Below are 14,713 nucleotides of genomic sequence, written 5' to 3' on the forward strand. Positions count from 1 at the left end.
GAATTGCCCCGGGCTCAGCACACAGAAAGGAGATGATCGGATGAAAAAGCGCAGCTATGTCAAGCCGAGGATCGTCGGATCGGCGAATGTTCATCCCTGCTGAGGCGGTGATCCAAGGGGGGGGGAGACGAAAGGTGGGGCCTGTTCATGGCCTCACCTTTTGTTGTTTGAGGGGGTCGGTATTCATGTTGCAGGGGGCAATTGATGCTCATCAGAGAAAATGCCCGCCCACGGAGAGAAACGATGCTGAACAGATGTGCGCTGCTGGTTGGTTCGATAATTATCGTGCTGATCGCCCCCCTGGCCGCTCCGGCCTACGAATACGACCAGGAACAGACCCGGAAGCTGATCGAGAACATGGTCAGGGACCTCGGCGGGCATGACGGCCTGCGCGTGAACAGCGGTAAAGTCATGCGCTGCGTCTATGGCGGCACGAAAAAGGTGACCATCATTCAAAACGGTGCGCTGACGACCTACAACGGGGTGTACAGCAACTGCCGCGAAAAGGATTCCATCAGGGACGGCATTTACGACATTGCCCTCGAAGGGGATGAAGTTGCCGGCAGTTCCTCAAAACGCTCCATCAACGGCGAACTGTTCGATGCCGCCATGGGGGGTGACGCGAAAGCCGTCAAAAGATTGGTCAAGGCCAAGGCCGATGTCAATTATACGGAAAGCATCAAGAAAAGCGACGGCGGCTACATCGACGAGTGGACGCCGCTCATGTCGGCAGTGGTGTCGGGAAGTCTGGATTCCGTGAAGCAGCTGGTCACCGCGGGGGCCTGGGTCAACTACATGAACAGCATGACGGTGAACGCGCTCTGGATCGCTGCCAACAAGGGCGATGTCGCTATCGTGAAGTATCTGCTGAAGTCAGGCGCGTATGTCAATAACCGGAACTTCGAGGATGTCACGCCGCTCATGGCGGCTTCCATGAACGGGCATACTGAGGTGGTTAAAGCCCTGATCGCCGCCCGGGCAAAGCTCGATTACGTCCACAACGGGGGGGATACCGCCCTGATGTTCGCCCTGGAGCGGGGGCACACGGCTGTGGCGCGGCTGCTGCTGGCTGCCGGCGCTGATGTGAACGTGAGGAACCGCGACGGACTCACGGCCCTGCACATCGCTGCCGCCGAAGGGAATCTGGAGATGGTGCGCGGGCTTCTGAAACGTAAGGCCGATGTCTCGGCCGCAATGGACAACGGCAAGAATGCGCTGGATATAGCCCGGGCCAGGGGACATGCCGCCATCGTGGAACTGCTGGAAAAGGGGCGATAACGTGACGAACCCCCTACGGCCCGGAGTTCAGCTCCTGCTCTGCCTGCTTGCCTATTTCTCCTCCGGTGCGGCGAGCCTCTGTGCGGAAGTTACCTGGAACCGGATGCTCATCGTGGTGGTGGGCAATTCCCTCGCCGCGACCTCCATGATCGTCGTGGTCTTCATGGGGGGGCTCGGCCTCGGGGGGTATGCCGGCGGGAAGCTCCTGGCGCGGCGCCGGTGCTCGCTGCTTCCCTATGCGATCCTTGAAGTTCTCATTGCCGCCTACATCCTCCTCTCGCCAATCCTTTTCGACCTCCTTGCCGGTGCCTTCTCCTCCCTGGCCGAGCAGTGGGAGCAGCCGGCGCTGCTGAGCCTGCTGCGGTTTGCCGTCACCGTGGTGGCCCTGTTGATCCCGGCGACCCTCATGGGGGCAACGTTCCCCGCCATCATGACCGGGGTGCGGTCCCGCTATCCGGGAAACAGCTATGCGCTCCTCTATGGCGTGAACACCGTGGGGGCGGCGGTGGGCTGTTTCGTGGGGGGGTATCACCTGCTCTTCGAGCTGGGGGTTCAGGCGACGCTCTGGCTGGCTGCCGGACTTGGCGGCGTATCAGTCATCTGCGTGGCCGTGGCCGCGGTTCTGTCTCCGTCACGGGCCTGTTTCCAACTCGCCCCGGAGCCGGAGGCGGCCGACGAAGGCAGTTCTGCTTCCGGGGAGGGGGGGCTGTTCCGGTTCCTGGCGGTTTCATCCTTCCTGGTCGGGTTTGTGGCCCTTGCCTACGAGGTGCTGGCCACCCGGATGGTGATCCTCTTTCTGAACAATCTGGCGTCCACGTTCGCGCTGGCCCTGACCGGTTTCCTGCTGGGGACCGGCGCCGGGGCGCTGCTGGCCAACGGCGCCCATGCCGCAAATAACAGGATCGGCGGGAACGGGGTACGCCTGTTCGGGGCCATTGCCCTGTTGTCGGGCATCCTGCTGGCGGCGACCCCCTATGTGATCATGGCGGCCAGCTACCCGTTGCAGGCCCTCGGCATCATCGTCATCCCGATGGTTTTTCTCGGCTCGCTGCTCCCCTTCGCCATCCGGACCCTTCACGCGAAGGATCGCGAAGTCGCGATCCGGGGGACCTCCTTCCTGTACGCGGCCAATACGGTCGGCGGGATGCTGGGGGCCGGCCTCATCAATTACCAGCTTCTGCCGAGGATCGGCCTGCAGGGATCGGTCGGGCTCCTGTTCGGCATCTGCGCCGCCATTGCCGTTGCCTGCTTCGTCCCCTCCCTGACCCGTGGTTTCAGGTGGGCGACCCTGTTGCTGGTTCCGGCGCTCATGCCGCTCATCACCCTGAATGCCCTGCCGAACATCATGAACCGCTACGCGCTGAAGATCGCCGAGTGGACCGGGGCCCCCGAGGTTACGATCAGGCTCATTCACGAAGGGCGCGCCGCCAACGTGACGGTGCTCGACCAGAAAGATCCGAAGCAGGGGGAATTCCGGGATATGTATCTGAACGGCATCGAGGAGGCGTCGACCCGCTTCTACCATGCCCAGCTCTTCAAGCTCCTGGGGATGCTTCCGGCTGCCGTCCATGGGGCCGAAGGGCCCAAAAACGCCCTTGTCATCGCCTTCGGCTCGGGGATTACCGCCGGGTCGGTCCTGGCGTCCGATATGATCTCTTCCCTCGATGTGGTCGATCTGAACCCCGATGTGGAGGGGATCAACAATCTGTTCAAGGAATTCAACGGCGACGTCTTCCACGAGCCCCGCTTCCGCTTTCACAATGACGATGGCAGAAATTATCTGGTGACCAGCGGGAAAAAATACGACCTGATCATCAGCGACTCGACCCACCCCTGCTCCTACGACAGCTGGATCCTGTACACCCGGGAGTTTTATCGCGATGTGAAGCGGCGCCTCCCCCGGGGCGGCGTCTTTGCCCAGTGGGTCTCCGTGTCGGAGATCATGCGGGGCGAGCTCTTCCCGATCTATCTGAATACCTTCCGGAGCGTCTTCCCCCATGCGACCTTCTGGTATGTTTACGGGTCGAACCAGGCGCTGATGCTCGCCACACCTGAACCGTTCAGGCTCGATGCCGATAAGCTCCAGAAGCGCCTGGACCGGCTCGCTCCCTGGTTCAGGGCCGGGGAATACCAGCTCGATTCGGTCGCGAAGGTGGCAGGCTTCTTCTGGCTTGATGAAGAGATGATGGGCCGGATGATCGGAGCCGAGACCCGCGTGAACACGGATATGCGCCATTATTTCGAGAAGTCCTCCATGCAGGCCAAAATCCCGCCGCAACGGCAGCTTCCATTCTACCAGGCCGATGTCACGCGGTATCTCACCGGTGGTGATGAACGGCTGCGCAGCGACATCCGAAAGGAGCAGAAGACGGGGTGGCTGCTGACCAGGTACGGTTTTTACGGTGACATGAGAGATCTCAACCAAGCTTACTGTTTAAGTCCTGAGAACAATAACGTAAAATACTGGATGAGATTTGCCTATTCCGGAAACATTCCCGCGGGAGTTTGCCCCTAGATATGCCGCCTGGCAGAAGCAATCCTTTCCCTATGGATAAGCCGAACCAATACGCGACGCACGCGGCAGGCATTGCCGCGGCATGGGCCGCCCTCATCTGCCTGGCGGTGTACCTGCGGGCCCTTGGCTGCGATTTCATCAATTTTGACGATCCGTACTACGTGATCGACAACCCCGGCATCAGGATCCTTGACTGGCAGTTCATCCGGGAGGCATTCACCACCTCCTACCTGGGGTGGTGGATGCCGCTCACCTGGGCCTCCTTTGCCATCGACTATTATTTCTGGGGGCTCGATCCGCACGGGTATCACCTGACCAATATTCTGCTGCACGCCCTGAACGCCGGCCTGGTGGTGCTGGTCGCGGACCGGCTGCTGCGGCGGTGGCAGGGAGAATGGTCCGGGGGGAGGACGAGCTTCCTGTACCCGGCGGTACTGCTGCTGGCCGGGCTGTTGTGGGGGATTCATCCGCTGCGGGTGGAGTCGGTGGCCTGGGTGACGGAGCGCAAGGATGTGCTCAACGGCGTTTTCGCGCTCGGCTCGATTTTTTCGTACCTCTGCTACGCTGACCGCAAGGACAATGGGCGCATGGGGGCCCGGTCCGCCTACGCGGTTTCCCTGGCGCTTTTCCTGCTCTCGCTCATGGCCAAGCCGGTCAGCGTGGTCATCCCGGCGATGCTGCTGGTGCTGGAATGGTATCCGCTGGGGCGTTTGTCGCGCGAAAATGTCGTGAAAAGGGTCGCCGAAAAGCTGCCGTTTTTCGCGCTGGCGCTGGCGGTGGTTGCCGCCACCATAACCCTTGCCAGCGGAGAGTCGATCCTGGTTTCGTTCCACGTGTTCCCGCTGTACAAGCGCATCATCCTTGCCGGCAGTTCGTTGTTTGCCTATCTTCGCATGACCGTCTTCCCGGTGGGGTTGGTGAACCTCTACCTGCTTCCCCGCGTCTTCCCCGCATCCTATTATCTGGCCGCTCTCCTGATTCTTGCCCTGACCTGCTTCTGCTTCTTTAGCTGGAAACGCCGGCCGGGGTTGCTGGCCGCCTGGCTGCTCTTCGTCCTTCCTCTGTTGCCGGTCCTCGGGTTTCTCCAGAACGGCTCCCAGGCTTATGCGGACCGCTTTACCTATCTTCCCGGCGTGGCCTTGAGCATTGGCGGCGCCGGTCTGCTGGGGGGGATGGTTTCCCGCTGTCGTGGCCGATCGCGTCAACTGGTCGTGGCGTTGGCCGTGGCGGCGATTATCCTCTGCGGCGCCGTTTCGTTTCACCTGATCGGCGCCTGGAAGAATTCGGAGACGCTCTGGTCGCGGGTGATCACCGTCGAGCCGATCGGCAGGGCATTCTATCTCCGGGCGGACTACCGGCAGCAGAAGGGGCGCTACCTGGAGGCGGCTGCCGATCTGGCCGACTCCATCGCCATCGGGGAGCGGGACGGTTTCCCGGGGGTGTTCAACCTGCATGCCCTGCGGGGCGATGCCTTCAACCGGGCCGGGCGTTATGGGGATGCAGTGCGCGAATTTACCGCGGCCATCAATCTGAAGCCTGTTCCCGAGTATTTCTACCATCGGGGGACCGCGCTCATGGCCCTTGGGCGCGGGGAGGAGGCAGCGGCTGATTTCAGTGAGGCCGGCGATGCAACCGGTCCCATTGCGTGGGAGGTGAACTGAGCCATGGCACGCGTTCCCGCCCCAGAACCGGCTGCCGGTAGCATCGGATGAACTGGAAGCTCATCCGCATCATCGATGTCTGGCTGGGGATCCCGATACTTTTCGGGATTTTTGTTGCCGGGCGGCTCTTCGGGAAGCGGCAGCCGCAGCGGCCGGCCACGGTCAGGCGCATCCTGCTGATCAAGTTCTGGGGGATCGGCAACCTTTTCATGATGCTCCCGTCGGTTCAGGCGCTGCGCGTGGCCCACCCGGCAGCCGCCATCGATGTCCTCTCGCTGGACAGCAACCGGGATGCCATCCGGGCCTGCGGCGTCTTTGACGGCGTCGCCACCATAACCACCGCCGGCCCGCTCCGCTTCCTGTTGTCGTGGCGGTGGGCCGTCGCCCTGTTGAGAAGGAACCGCTACGACATCATCATCGACTTCGAGCAGTTCGCGCGGTTTTCCGCGCTGGTTGCCGGCCAGGTCGGGGCCTCGGAAATCATCGGTTTCCGGACCGAGGGGCAGCATCGGAGCCTCAATTTCACCGCGCAGGTACCGTACGACAATACGATCCATGTCACGCGCTCCTTCCATGCCCTCGCCGCAGCCGCCGGAGCCGCACCGGCTGATCCACTGCCGGCGGCCGGGATCAGCGGCAGCGAAAATCTGTATGGACGCGGCAAGGAACTGCTCGCGGAAATCGGAATCGGGCCGGATGAGCTCTGCATCGTCATGCATGCCGGCACAAGCGGCAATTTCAGTGAGCGCCGCTGGCTGCCCGAACGGTTTTCCTCCCTTGCCGATACGCTCCATGCCGGGCACAATGCCCGCACCATCTTCACTGGATCGGCGGAAGAGGCCTTTCTGACCCGTGAAGCGGCAAGGCATCTGCACCGGCCGTCGTCCGCCTTCGATCTGGGGGGGAAGCTGGAATTCCGGGACTACCTCGCCCTCATCGCGGCTGCCGACCTGGTGGTTTCGGCCGACACGGCGGCCGTGCACATGGCATCGGCGGTCGGGACCCCGGTGGTCGGGCTGTACGGCCCCAACACGCCACGCCTCTATGGCCCGTGGGGAAGGGGAGGAGTGGCCGTCTATCCGGCGGAGGAGTGCAGCCCCTGCATCACCAACTTCAACGCCAAACTCCATGTCTGCCGCCACCCCGCGGGACGGGGGGCCTGTATGGGGGCCATCGGGGTGGAAGATGTGGCGGCTGCCATCCGGCGGAATTTCCTGGAGCCGGATGCGCCGTTCCTGCTGGCAAGGCTCTCCGGAGGTATGCGGTGATGCGCTTCCCGCGGCTGGCATACCGGGTTCTGCGGAGCAACCTGGGGGACCTCCCTGATCCGTACCGGATGACCTGGGGGGTCACCAGCCGTTGCCAGGCCCGCTGCGCCATGTGCAACATCTGGCGCCGGCCAGCCGGGGACGAGCTTTCCCTCTCCGAGATCGACCGGTTCCTGGCCAGTTCGAACCGGTTCTCGTGGATCAACCTGACCGGCGGCGAGATCTTCCTCCGCGACGATATCGACGGGATTCTCGATGCCATAGACCGGCACTGCCGGCAGCTCTGCCTGCTCAACTTCCCCACCAACGGCCATGACAGCGACCGGATCGTGGCGGTGGTGCGGGCGTTTCTCGCCAGGATGTCGGTGCCGCGCCTGATGGTCTCGGTCAGTCTCGACGGCCCGCCTGAACTCCATGACCGGATCAGGGGGGTGGATGGTTCGTGGGAGCGGGCGGTGGCAACCTTTCACCGCTTGCGGGAACTGCGGTCCCGGCGCTTTTCGGTGTTTCTCGGCTACACCATGCAGGAAGCCAATCTGGACGGGTTCGACGAGATGCTCCAGACGGTCAGGCGGGAGGTGGAGGTGGCGGATGACGAGCTCCACATCAATGTGGCCCATGTTTCCGGGCTCTATTACGATAATGCCCCCTTTTCGGGGCTGCCGGCACCGGAGGAGACCTGCCGCCTTCTGGGCCGGACCAGTGCGTCGCGCCAAGGAAAGGCGTTGAATCCGGTCTCGTTTCTTGAGCGCCGCTACCAATCCCTGGTCCGTCCGTATCTGGAGAAAGGGAGGGTACCGCTTGCCTGTGAGGCGGCTGCCGCCTCCTGTTACGTCGATCCGGCCGGCACTGTCTATCCCTGCACCGGCTTTGACGCCCCGATCGGCTCCCTCAGGGAATGGGGGTATGATCTGGGGCGGCTCTGGCGCAGCGCACGGCGCCATGAGGTCAGGCAGGCAGTTCGGGATGGGGCCTGTCCGGGATGCTGGACCCCCTGTGAGGCATACCAGACCATCATGGCGAACCTGTTTGCTGGAGGCGGCAAAGGGTGATGATCAGGAAGGTCTATCACGATTTCCTGCTGGCGAAGCTGAAGCAGGAGGGGGTGGGGTGGCTTGCCCGGCGGGCGCGCCAGTACCTGCTGATGCACCTCTCGCCGCTTGCCGGGCGAGCCCTGTGCGGCCCGGTTCACGGAAGCCTCATGGTCACCCGCCGTTGCAACTGCGACTGCACCATGTGCGACATCCCCTCGAAGCGCCGGGAATCGGACGGCACCGGGGGCGAGGAGCTGGACACCGCACGCTTCAAGGAGATCATCGGGGAGTTTGCCCGCCTGGGAACGCCGGGCCTCGGCTTTACCGGCGGCGAGCCGCTGCTCCGCCCGGACATCTACGAACTGCTGGCCTGCTCCCGGCACAACGGCATGATCACCCATCTCAACACCAACGGTTATTTCCTCGACGACGCGGCGGTGCGGCATATCGTCGATGCCGGGGTGGAATCGGTCAATATCTCGCTGGACGGGGCCTCTCCGGCGACCCACGACCGGATCAGAAACTGCGGTGGCGCCTTCGAGCGGGCCACGGCTGCGGTGGGGCGCCTGCACCGGCTGCGCCGGGAGCGGGGAGTGCCGCTGCGCATCAAGATGGTGGCGGTCCTCGGTGAAGCCAACATCGACGAAGCCGGGGAACTGGCGGAACTTTCCCGTGAACTCGGCGCCGACTGCATCGAGTTCATTCCGTGCCAGCCGCTCACCGGCGATGGAAGTGACAAAACGACGATGCCCCATGAGTCCTTCCTGGAAAAGGTCGACCGGCTGGCGGACTATCTGCTCGCAATGGGCCGGGAACGGGGGATGGTCGAAAATTCTCCCGCCCACCTGCGGCTGTTCCGGTCATCGTTCGCCGGGGTCCCGTCTCCGGTGCGCTGTCGGGCAGGGTACCATTCCCTGTCGGTGGACTGCCATGGGGATGTCTTCCCCTGTTTCCCCCGGATGAGCTGGGGCAGGCCGGCCGGCAACGTCAGGCATGGAAGCCTTGTGGATCTGTGGCATTCCGATGAGTACCAGACCCATCGCGATGTCGCGTCCGCATGCCGGAACTGTTATCTGAACTGTCATCTGGAACTGAATCTCTTGTTCGACCACAAAGCGCGGATGGGATTCCGACGCGGGAGCGAGCGGTGAATTTTTTTTCTCTGAAACGGGAACAGACGCTGGATTTCGTCTGCCTTGCGGTGGTGGTCCTGGCCGTGTATGGGAGAGCCCTTGGCCATGATTTCCAGACCAACTGGGATGACAACTGGTATGTGCTCTATAACGACGCCGTGCGCGGATTTTCCTGGGATCATATCCGCAGCGCGTTCACCGGCTACTTCGGCGGGTATTACGCCCCGGTGCAGATTGTTTCGTACATGCTGGATTATTCACTCTGGGGGCTCCGGCCGGGCGGCTTCATCCTGACGAATATCCTGCTGCACCTGCTGAACGGGCTCCTGATCTACCGGTTGCTCCTCGGCTGGTACGGGCAGCGTCTGGTCGCACTGGTGGCATCGGCAATTTTCCTGGTTCATCCGGTCCAAGTCGAGGCCGTTGTCTGGATCTCCCAGAGAAAATCCCTCCTGGCCCTGCTCTTCTTCCTGATCGCCTGGGAACAGTACGGCCGCTATCGCCGGGCCCCGACAGGGAGAGGTCAATGGAGCTATGGGGCATCCTGCGGCGCGTTCCTGTTATCGTTGCTGGCCAAGCCGACCACGGTGGTCCTTCCCGTAATCCTAGTGCTGTACGACCACTGCTTTGCCGATGGGGACCGGCGGCCCCGGTATGCGGACAAGGTTCCCTACGTGCTGCTGGCCGGCATTTTTTCAGCCCTGACCCTCTATACCCAGTCGCCGGAGGTGGCGGAAGGTGGCCGCACCGTCTACCACGGCGGGAGTCCCCTGGGGACGCTCTACACCATGCTCCCCGTGTTCTGCCGCTATCTGGAAATGCTGGTCTGGCCCGCCGGCCTGAGTGCCGCCTATGCTCCCCCGATCCGGCAGGCGGTTGATGCCACGGTGGTTCTGTCGGCCCTCCTCCTTGCCGGCATCGCCGTGGCCTCGATCCGGCTGTACCGGGTCGACCGGCGGCTCGCCTTCTGGGTCCTCTTCTTCTGGGTCGGGCTCCTGCCGGTTTCCCAGATCGTGCCGGTCATCTCGCTGCTGTACGACCACTATCTCTATCTCCCCGTCATCGGCGCGGCCGCATTGGCCGGATCAGGCGCGGCACTGCTGCAGGAGCGCCTGGCACCGGAACGCCGTTTCCTGCTCTATGCGGTTGTACTGCCGGTGCTGGCGGCCCTTTCCGTGGCCTCCTTTCAGCGGACCGGCGTCTGGAAGAATTCCCTGACCCTCTGGAGCGATGCCGTTGCCAAGGAACCCAAGAGCGATCTGGCGTGGCAGATTTTCGGTGGAGCCTTGCTGGATGCGGGGAGGGTCGCAGAGGCCAGAAATGCCTATGAGCGGGGCTTTGCGCTCAATCCGTCCAATACGGAGATCCTCCATGCCTTGGGCCAGATTGCTACCAACACGGGGGAGCTTGACCAGGGATGCCGGTTGCTGAAGAGGCTCCTGGAGCTGAAGCCCGATTACGTCTCCGGCTGGGCCAGCCTCGGCACCAATTACATGAAACGGGGCGACTACGTGGAGGCTGAAAAGGCATACCGGCGCGCACACTCTTTGCAACCGGAGGCATGGCAGGTGGTGTCCTTGCTGGGGAATCTGGCGCTGACCCGGGGGCGCCTGGAAGAGGCCCGCGGATACTTCGTGCAGGTGGAGGTACGGGCGCCGGGGGATGCCGCCAATGCCTATGCCCTGGCGAGCGTCGAGGCGATGTCGGGCAATGCCGATGCCGGCCTCGCCTGGCTGGAGAAGGCCGTGCAGCGGGGGTACGACGACTTCGGACGGATGCACGACGATCCGCGGCTGTCGGCCCTGCGGGACGATCCGCGCTTCGACCGCCTGGTGCGGAACAATGCTGGAAGATAGGATGCTTGTGACGATGATACGTGGTGCCGGATGGCGATGCGATGAGCCTTGTTATCTATCCATGGCGGGTTCCGAATCATGAAGCTGTCGGTGGTGATGCCGGTTTACAACGAGAGGGCCACCCTTCGTACCATCTACGGGCAGGTGGCGGCGGTGGCGATCGACAAGGAGATAATTCTTGTGGATGACTGCTCCACCGACGGCACCCGGGAAATCGTAAGGGAACTGGGTGCCAGAGGGGCCACCGTGGTCCTCCATGACCGGAACATGGGGAAGGGGGCTGCCTTGAGGAGCGGCTTCCGGCATGTTACGGGGGACGTGGTTCTCATTCAGGATGCCGATCTTGAGTACGATCCGGGACAGTACCCGCTGCTGATCCAGCCGATTCTGAACGGCGAGGCCGATGTGGTCTATGGCTCCCGGTTCCTCTCCGGGGAACGCAGCCTCGGCATGTCGTTCTGGAACAGGGCCGGGAACAGGATACTGACATATCTTTCCAACACGCTGACAAAGCTGGAGCTGACTGACGTTGAAACCTGTTACAAGGTCTTCAGCAGGGATGTCCTGGAGCGGATCACCATAGAAGAGAACCGGTTCGGCTGTGAACCGGAGATCACCGCAAAGCTGGCGAAACTGGGGGTGGTCATACGGGAGGTCGGGATATCATATCGCGGCAGAACGCATGCAGAAGGCAAGAAGATCGGTTGGAGAGATTTTGTTTCATCGGTAAGATGTATTTATAAATACAGTGCATCGTAACTGAATGGTCGGGTGACGCACTCTCCAGATCAAGACCGGGGTGAGTTGGATGAAAAGAACAGTGATCGGTTTCTTTCTAATGGTGTTTTTGGGGTCGGTACCGTTCGGCTTTGCCGGGGAGGGGACTGGCATCATCACCGGCAAGTGGATTACCAACCAGTACGGTCCCATGACGGGAGGGCAGGTGCTTCTCTTTGATGCTGCCAAAGGCCCCGCGCCTGCCAGCAAGAAGTACCTTCGTCTTCCGGATGCAGGCACTGCCATCGATAACGATGGGAAATTTTCGGCGGAGGTCCCTGCCGGCCGATACTATCTGGTCATGCGCAGGCGGGGGGATCAGACCAGCGCCGGGCCTCCTGTGGAGGGAGAGCCCCAATACTATGCCCGGATGAAAAACGGAGAGCCGAGGCTCTACACGGTCAAGTCCGGCAAGACCACGAATATCGGGACCATTGCAGAGGTTTATCCGTACCGGAGAGAGAAGACGGTTGTCCAGGAGGGTATGACCGGAATAGAAGGTGCTATCGTGGATGAGCAGGGTAAACCGGTTGCCGGAGTGCGCGTTTTTGCCTACGAATTCGCGGGAATGCAGGGGATGCCGCGGTATGCCTCCGACGAGACCGGTGCGGATGGGAAGTATGTGCTGCTCCTGACCAGGAAGGGAGCCTATTTCCTGAAGGCGCGCACCCATTATGGCGGCGGCAAACCGCAAGAGGGCGAATTCATGGGGACGTACGGCCCGCGGGGAGCACCTGGCCCCGTCGCCGTCGAAAATGGGAAAATGAGCAGAGGGATCGATATTCAGGTCACCAGATTCAAGCAGCAACGCGGGTCACCGTGATGCCGCCGCATTGTCCCCAGGGGCAATGACCATGCACGACGGGGCGCTTGACGGGTTTCTCGGCGTTACGATCTGTTGCGGTCGATCCTCCCCGAAATCGGTCATTTTTATGTATCAGTATTGGAACCCATTAAACTTTCGTTGAAATTTCGGGGGAGATGGCCTATAACAACCGATAGAAAAACACCCCTGAGTGTGCCGGTGTCGACATCGAGGACCATGTCCCCCTGATGAAATCCCTCAAACGTTTTTTCCTCTCCCGCTCCACGGTCATTACCCTGATCATCCTGATGCTCTGCGTGGTGCTGACGGGGTATTTCATTCCCCAGCGGTTCCTGACTACGCCGCCGGAGTTGGAGAAGTGGCGGCTCGCCCATCCGGCGTTCGCCACCACGGTGCGGTGGTTCGCCCTGGACCACGTCTACACGTCGCCCTGGTTTGCCCTGCTTCTGCTGCTCTTCTTCGCGTCCCTCTCCCTCTCTACCGTCGAGCAGTTCCGGGCCGCGTACCGGCGGACCTTCTCGCCGGCGGGGGGGGCGGTCCGGGAGTCCCGGTGGCCGCTCCCCGGGCCGAGGTGGAGGCTGCGGTCAGGGGGCTGGGGTATCTTCCGGTCGGTTCCGGCTGTCAGCGCTTCGTCCGTCATCCCTGGGGGTACTGGGGAAATTTTCTGCTTCACCTGGGGATCGCCGTTTCCATCGTGGCATCGCTGACGATCGTGCTCCTGGAGAAGCGGGGGCTCGTGGAGCTGATGGAGGGGGAAGTGTACACCCCGGGGACGCCGTGGACCAACGAGGAGCGGGGACTTCTTTCCTCCTCGCTACGGCTCCCCTGGGGGATGCGGCTCGATCGGACCCGGGCCGAATTCTGGGAGAACGACAACCTCAAGCAGCTCCATACCGATTTTTCGATTCTCGATCCTCAGGGGAAGACGGCTTCCGTGGGGATGCAGATCAACGAGACGATCTACCGGGACGATATCCGGATTTTTCAGGGGAAACGCCACGGTCATGCCTTTTATGTGAGTCTGATCGATGAGCGGGGCGCCCGCCACGACGAGATCCTTTCCATCCCCTACCCCCTGAAGCGGGACAAGGCGGGCTATGGCGAGTTCATTCTCCCCTGGTCTCCCTATGCACTGAAGGCCAAGTACTATGCCGATGCCACGCGGCTGTCGATGGCAGGGGAAAATCCCGAACTGGTACTGCGGCTCACGGAGGGGCGGAGGGTTGTGGCCGAGCTCCCCCTCACCAGGGGGGGGACGGGGATGCTCGGACCTTACCGCGCCACCATCGTGGAGGTGAAACGGTGGGCCGGGCTCATCTTCATCGATGCCGTCGGCATGAACGGCATCTTCTTCGGCTTCTTCGTGATTGTGCTCGGAGGAGGGCTCACCTACTTCTTCCCGCCGCGGGAGTTCACCGTCCGGGACGACGATGGTGGATGCCGGGTGGGGTGGCAGGCCGCCGGCTCCGACAGGCTGTACCGCGACGAATACGAAACGATTCTGAATAGATTTGCCGGGAGAGCAGAACCATGACCAATGATTTCATCCTCGTCACCGCCATCCACTGGGCCGCCGTCGTCATCTACGTCGTTGCCGCCGTCGCCAATACCTGGGGGGTCGTCTTTTCCAAGGAGCGCCCCGAGAGGATCAGCTACCGCATCGCCGGGGCGGGACTGGTGGTGCACGGGGTGGCCCTCGGCATCTGGTGGCGGGCGGTGGGGCACGGTCCCTACATCACCCGCCACGAGGTCCTCTCCTCCATGGCGTTCATGATGGTGGCGTTCTTTCTGGTGGCGGCCCGCTCCCTCCCGCGCATCAGGCCGGCGAGCATCCTCGTCTTTCCGGCGGCGTTCCTCTTCGTGGCGCTCAGCATCTTCATGAGTCCCACGGTGGCGAAGCTGCCGCCGACGCTCCGGAGCATCTGGCTCGTGCTCCATGTCTCCTTTTACAAGATCGCCCTCGCCCCCATGCTGGTGACCCTGGCGTTCTCCATCTTCTACCTCCTGAAGCGGCGTAAGTCGGCGCCGTGGCTCGACCGGCTCCCCGACCCGGAAACGATGGATCTCCTGGCCGGCCGCTTCGCCGGCTTCGGCTTCGTTTTCTGGGGGATCGGGATGCTGGCGGGGAGCATCTGGGCCTACCAGTCGTGGGGGCGCTTCTGGGCCTGGGACCCGATCGAGACCTGGTCCCTCATCACCTGGATCGCCTTCGGGATCCATCTCCACCTGCGCCGTTTCTTCCGGTTCACGGGGGAGAAGTCGGCCTTCTTCTTCATCTTCTGCTTCACTCTCTCGCTTATGGCGCTCTTTTTCACGCCGCTCATCGGGGCGTCGATCCATTCGGAATACTTCAAGTAGGAGCCGT

General features: G+C 62.3%; 12 protein-coding genes. All 12 read left to right on the forward strand.

Annotation, left to right across the window (positions count from 1 at the left end):
- Window positions 1-243: 243 nt before the first annotated feature.
- On the forward strand, window positions 244-1,278 hold the full coding sequence (locus GPICK_RS03050) for an ankyrin repeat domain-containing protein (RefSeq protein ID WP_039740410.1): 1,035 nt from the start codon (window positions 244-246) through the stop codon (window positions 1,276-1,278).
- Between the two features lies 1 nt (window position 1,279).
- Window positions 1,280-3,793: a spermidine synthase gene (locus GPICK_RS03055; RefSeq protein ID WP_236685628.1), complete on the forward strand. Its 2,514-nt coding sequence runs from the start codon at window positions 1,280-1,282 to the stop codon at window positions 3,791-3,793.
- Between the two features lie 32 nt (window positions 3,794-3,825).
- Window positions 3,826-5,454, forward strand: a complete 1,629-nt coding sequence (locus GPICK_RS03060; protein ID WP_236685629.1) for a tetratricopeptide repeat protein — start codon at window positions 3,826-3,828, stop codon at window positions 5,452-5,454.
- 47 nt (window positions 5,455-5,501) lie between these two features.
- Complete coding sequence (locus GPICK_RS03065) at window positions 5,502-6,722, forward strand: glycosyltransferase family 9 protein (RefSeq protein WP_039740415.1); 1,221 nt, start codon at window positions 5,502-5,504, stop codon at window positions 6,720-6,722.
- A complete protein-coding gene (locus GPICK_RS03070; RefSeq protein ID WP_039740417.1) occupies window positions 6,722-7,774 on the forward strand; it encodes a radical SAM protein in 1,053 nt (350 codons plus the stop codon). Before GPICK_RS03065 ends, GPICK_RS03070 begins: the two co-directional genes overlap by 1 nt.
- Window positions 7,774-8,907: a radical SAM protein gene (locus GPICK_RS03075; protein ID WP_039740420.1), complete on the forward strand. Its 1,134-nt coding sequence runs from the start codon at window positions 7,774-7,776 to the stop codon at window positions 8,905-8,907. The genes GPICK_RS03070 and GPICK_RS03075 overlap by 1 nt, the downstream gene beginning before the upstream one ends.
- The gene (locus tag GPICK_RS03080) at window positions 8,904-10,745 is read left to right on the forward strand and encodes a tetratricopeptide repeat protein (protein ID WP_039740423.1); all 1,842 of its coding nucleotides are present in this window, start codon (window positions 8,904-8,906) and stop codon (window positions 10,743-10,745) included. Before GPICK_RS03075 ends, GPICK_RS03080 begins: the two co-directional genes overlap by 4 nt.
- Before the next feature lie 78 nt (window positions 10,746-10,823).
- Complete coding sequence (locus GPICK_RS03085) at window positions 10,824-11,504, forward strand: glycosyltransferase family 2 protein (RefSeq protein ID WP_039740425.1); 681 nt, start codon at window positions 10,824-10,826, stop codon at window positions 11,502-11,504.
- A gap of 61 nt (window positions 11,505-11,565) precedes the next feature.
- Window positions 11,566-12,345, forward strand: coding sequence for a carboxypeptidase-like regulatory domain-containing protein (locus GPICK_RS03090; RefSeq protein ID WP_236685630.1), 780 nt, complete (start codon window positions 11,566-11,568; stop codon window positions 12,343-12,345).
- A gap of 230 nt (window positions 12,346-12,575) precedes the next feature.
- On the forward strand, window positions 12,576-13,055 hold the full coding sequence (locus GPICK_RS17725; RefSeq protein ID WP_236685631.1) for a cytochrome c biogenesis protein ResB: 480 nt from the start codon (window positions 12,576-12,578) through the stop codon (window positions 13,053-13,055).
- The gene (locus tag GPICK_RS17730; RefSeq protein ID WP_236685632.1) at window positions 13,043-13,882 is read left to right on the forward strand and encodes a hypothetical protein; all 840 of its coding nucleotides are present in this window, start codon (window positions 13,043-13,045) and stop codon (window positions 13,880-13,882) included. Before GPICK_RS17725 ends, GPICK_RS17730 begins: the two co-directional genes overlap by 13 nt.
- Window positions 13,879-14,706, forward strand: a complete 828-nt coding sequence (ccsA, locus tag GPICK_RS03100) for a cytochrome c biogenesis protein CcsA (protein WP_039740429.1) — start codon at window positions 13,879-13,881, stop codon at window positions 14,704-14,706. The genes GPICK_RS17730 and ccsA overlap by 4 nt, the downstream gene beginning before the upstream one ends.
- Window positions 14,707-14,713 lie beyond the last annotated feature (7 nt).

The sequence above is a fragment of the Geobacter pickeringii genome, assembly GCF_000817955.1.
GTDB classification, from domain to species: domain Bacteria; phylum Desulfobacterota; class Desulfuromonadia; order Geobacterales; family Geobacteraceae; genus Geobacter; species Geobacter pickeringii.

What these genes read in the sequence shown, in the direction of transcription:
- GPICK_RS17725 (WP_236685631.1), top strand. Translation starts at nt 12,576, where the DNA reads ATGAAATCCCTCAAACGTTTTTTCCTCTCCCGCTCCACGGTCATTACC.
- GPICK_RS03070 (WP_039740417.1), top strand. Translation starts at nt 6,722, where the DNA reads ATGCGCTTCCCGCGGCTGGCATACCGGGTTCTGCGGAGCAACCTGGGG.
- GPICK_RS03050 (WP_039740410.1), top strand. Translation starts at nt 244, where the DNA reads ATGCTGAACAGATGTGCGCTGCTGGTTGGTTCGATAATTATCGTGCTG.
- GPICK_RS03060 (WP_236685629.1), top strand. Translation starts at nt 3,826, where the DNA reads ATGGATAAGCCGAACCAATACGCGACGCACGCGGCAGGCATTGCCGCG.
- GPICK_RS03065 (WP_039740415.1), top strand. Translation starts at nt 5,502, where the DNA reads ATGAACTGGAAGCTCATCCGCATCATCGATGTCTGGCTGGGGATCCCG.
- GPICK_RS03075 (WP_039740420.1), top strand. Translation starts at nt 7,774, where the DNA reads ATGATCAGGAAGGTCTATCACGATTTCCTGCTGGCGAAGCTGAAGCAG.
- ccsA (WP_039740429.1), top strand. Translation starts at nt 13,879, where the DNA reads ATGACCAATGATTTCATCCTCGTCACCGCCATCCACTGGGCCGCCGTC.
- GPICK_RS03085 (WP_039740425.1), top strand. Translation starts at nt 10,824, where the DNA reads ATGAAGCTGTCGGTGGTGATGCCGGTTTACAACGAGAGGGCCACCCTT.